General features: G+C 73.3%; 1 protein-coding gene. It reads right to left on the bottom strand.

Annotated features, from left to right (window positions below; translation table 11 throughout):
* A partial coding sequence (locus GA0070215_RS27740) for an acyltransferase domain-containing protein (RefSeq protein ID WP_141708291.1) occupies window positions 1–2,458 on the bottom strand: 2,458 nt, incomplete at both ends.

Raw genomic sequence — 2,458 nt, forward strand, 5'->3', positions numbered from 1 at the left:
CACCAGCGACCGCACCCCATACACCGACACCAGATGCTCCGCCACCAACGCACCCAACGCACCCGTACCACCGGTCACCAACACCGCACCATCACCCAGGCTCGGCGCCTCCACCGACGTGACGCCGGCCCGGACCAGGCGCGGCGAGTACACCGCACCCCCTCGGACGGCCAACTGGCCGCCGGTCGCGGCCGGTTCCCGCAGGACGCCGTCCAGCAGGGCCACCAGCGCGGCGTCCAGGTCGCCGTCGACGTCCGCGAGGACCATGCGGCCCGGGTGCTCCGACTGCGCCGAACGCAGCAGACCCCACACCGCCGCGCTTGCCAGGTCGGTCACCCGGTCGCTGTCGCCGATCGACACCGCGCCCCGGGTCACGACCACGAGCCGCGAGTCCGCCAGGGCGTCCGCCGCGAGCCAGGACTGCACCGTCGCCAGCACGGCCGTGGTCACTGCCCGGACCGACTCCGGCGTCGCCGCGCCGGGCGCGGGGAACACCGGCATCAGCAGCGTCCGGGGAGCTGACTCATCCCCCGCGACCGTCGCCACGTCGGCGTACGTGGGCATGCCTACCGGTGCCGGCAGCTCCAGGCCGCCGGTCACCAGCGCCCAACCCGAAAGCTCCCCGGCGGGTGCGGCCTCCACGGCCGGCCACCGCAGTTCGAACAGCGACCGCGAGGCCACGCCCGGCGCGGCCACACCGGTCAGCTCTCGCAGGACGAGGGAGTCCATCGACACGACCGGCGCGCCCACCTCGTCGTACGCGGCCACCCGCAGCCCGGAGCCGTCGCGGGTCAGGCGCACCCGCAGCGTCCCCGCGCCTGCCGCGTGGACCTGCACGCCCTCGAAGGCGAACGGCACCCGTGGTCCGCTCGATTCCTCGCCACCGAGCAGCAGCCCGATCGGGTGCAGGGCGGCGTCCAGCAGCGCCGGGTGCAGGCCAAATCCGGCGCTGTCCGTCGCGGCGGCCTCCGGCAGGGCCACCTCGGCGAACAGTTCGTCGCGGCCGATCCAGGCGCGCTGGAGCCCCTGGAAGACCGGCCCGTACGCCAGGCCGTGCTCCGCCAGCGTCGTGTACCACCCCGCGAGGTCCACCTCCGACGTCGCGGCGGGGGGCCAGGTGATCGAGTCGGGCTCGTCGGCGGTGGACGCTTCCAGTACACCCTCGGCGTGCCGGGTCCAGCCCGCCTCGGAATCGTCGTCGGGGCGGGAGTAGACGGCAACGGGACGCTGCGGCGACTCCGACGTGGACACCCGCACCTGAATGCGTACGCCCCCGGTTTCGGGGAGCACCAGCGGGGCGGCCATGGTCAGCTCCCGCAGCCGGGAGAGGCCCACCTCATCGCCGGCCCGTACGGCCAGCTCGACCAGGGCCGTGCCGGGTACGAGCGTCAGCCCGGAGACCGTGTGGTCGGCCAGCCACGGGTGTGTGGTCAGGGAGAGTCGGCCGGTCAGCACCATCTCGTCGTCGCCGGCCAGGTCCACTGTCGCGCCGAGCAGCGGGTGCCCGGTGCGGCCGAGTCCGACCCCGGACACGTCGCCCGTACGCGCCCGGTTGGCGGCGGGCCAGTAGCGCTGGTGCTGGAAGGCGTACGTGGGCAGGTCCACCCGGCGCGCGCCGGTCTCGGTAAACCACGACTGCCACGTCACCGGCACACCGTGCACGTGCAGCTCGGCCAGGGCGTGCAGCAACGCCTGCACCTCCGGCCGGTCACGGCGCTGCACAGCCACCGCCAGCACGACCTCGTCATCGGGCAGCACATCCGCCGCCATGGCGGTCAGCACGCTCTGCGGGCCGACCTCCAGGAACGTATCCACCCCGGCCGCCCGCAGCGCCGTCACCCCGTCGGCGAACCGCACCGCCTCCCGCACATGCCGCACCCAATACTCCGGGGTACGGATCTCGTCACCGGCCAGGGCCCCCGTCACGTTCGACACGACCGGCAACACCGGCGCGGCGAACACCAACCCATCCAGGACCTTACGGAACTCGGCCAGCATCGGCTCCATCAACGGACTGTGGAACGCGTGGCTCACCGCCAGCCGGCGCGTACGCACCCCCCGCTCACGCCAGACCCGCTCCACCTCGGCCAGGGCCTCGACGGCACCCGACACGACCACAGCGGCCGGGCCGTTGACCGCCGCGACGCCCACCCTGTCGCCCAGGCCCGCGATCGACTCCACCACCGCAGCCTCGTCAGCGGCCACAGCCAGCATCCCGCCACCGGTGGGCAGCGCCTGCATCAACCGACCCCGCGCCGCCACCAACTGACACGCGTCGGCCAGGGACAACACACCCGCCACATGCGCCGCCGTCACCTCACCGATCGAATGACCAGCCAGCATGTCCGGCACAATCCCGAACGACTCCACCAGACGGAACAACGCCACCTCGACCGCGAACAACCCGGCCTGCGTGAACACCGTCTGATCCAACAACCCCGCCTCAGCAGTGCCCGCC

Source organism: Micromonospora marina, from assembly GCF_900091565.1.
Lineage (GTDB): Bacteria > Actinomycetota > Actinomycetes > Mycobacteriales > Micromonosporaceae > Micromonospora > Micromonospora marina.